This window comes from Actinomycetospora sp., assembly GCF_055612215.1.
This window is the reverse complement of the sequence record NZ_JBVPVA010001082.1, coordinates 1-1228: the sequence shown is the minus strand read 5'-3', so window position 1 is coordinate 1228 and position 1228 is coordinate 1. Positions and strand designations below refer to the sequence as shown.

General features: G+C 73.0%; 2 protein-coding genes. Both read left to right on the top strand.

Going from position 1 to position 1228, the window contains the following annotated elements:
* Positions 1-74 precede the first annotated feature (74 nt).
* Positions 75-806, top strand: a complete 732-nt coding sequence (gene priA / locus AC0CYZ_RS29195; protein ID WP_472221616.1) for a bifunctional 1-(5-phosphoribosyl)-5-((5-phosphoribosylamino)methylideneamino)imidazole-4-carboxamide isomerase/phosphoribosylanthranilate isomerase PriA — start codon at positions 75-77, stop codon at positions 804-806.
* Positions 807-864: 58 nt separating this feature from the next.
* On the top strand, positions 865-1228 hold a 364-nt coding region (hisF, locus tag AC0CYZ_RS29190), incomplete at its 3' end, for an imidazole glycerol phosphate synthase subunit HisF (RefSeq protein ID WP_472221615.1).

Genomic DNA, 1228 nt, shown 5'->3' with positions numbered 1-1228 from the left:
GTGGCAGCAACGGCACGTTCCTGGCATCCGACGCGAGGACGGCGCCGCTCACCCGGGGCCCTAGGGTGCTCTCCGTGAGCTTCGACCTGCTGCCCGCCGTCGACGTCGTCGACGGCCAGGCCGTCCGACTCGTCCAGGGCGAGGCGGGGACCGAGACCGGGTACGGCGACCCTCTCGACGCGGCCCGGGGATGGGTCGACGACGGGGCCGAGTGGATCCACCTCGTCGATCTCGACGCGGCGTTCCGGCGCGGGTCGAACGCGGCGCTGCTCGCGGCGCTCGTCGAGCAGGTCCCGGTCAAGGTCGAGCTGTCCGGTGGCATCCGCGACGACGACTCGCTGCGCCGTGCCCTGGACACCGGGTGCGCGCGGGTCAACATCGGGACCGCGGCGCTCGAGGACCCGGCGTGGTGCGCAAAGGCCATCGCGGAGTTCGGCGAGCGGGTGGCGGTGGGGCTCGACGTCAAGATCCGCGACGGCGAGCACCGGCTGGCCGCGCGCGGGTGGGTGTCCGACGGCGGTGACCTGTGGGACGTCCTCGCCCGGCTCGACGCCGAGGGCTGCGCGCGCTACGTGGTCACCGACGTCGGCCGCGACGGGACGCTCACCGGCCCGAACACCGATCTGCTCTCGGCGGTGTGCGAGCGGACGTCGGCGCCCGTCGTCGCCTCCGGCGGGGTCGCGACGCTGGACGACGTGCGGGCGCTCGCGGGCCTGGCCCAGGTGGGCGTCGAGGGCGCGATCATCGGCAAGGCGCTCTACGCGGGGGCGTTCACCCTGCCCGAGGCGCTCCGCGCATGTGAATGAATTTCGTCGTCCCGACGGCGAGAAACGTTCACATGGCCTTCGGCCTATCCTGATCGACATGGGTGTGGCCGTCCGCGTGATCCCCTGCCTGGACGTCGACGCCGGGCGGGTGGTCAAGGGCGTCAACTTCGTCGACCTGCGCGACGCGGGCGACCCCGTCGAGATGGCCCGGCTCTACGACGCCGAGGGGGCCGACGAGCTCACGTTCCTCGACGTCAGCGCGTCGTCCGGGGAACGGGAGACCACCTACGACGTCGTGCGCCGCACCGCCGAGCAGGTCTTCATCCCGCTGACCGTCGGGGGCGGGGTGCGCACCAACGACGACATCGACAAGCTGCTGCGCGCCGGGGCCGACAAGGTCGGGATCAACACCGCGGCGATCGCCCGGCCGGAGTTCCTCGGCGAGGCCAGCCGCCGGTACG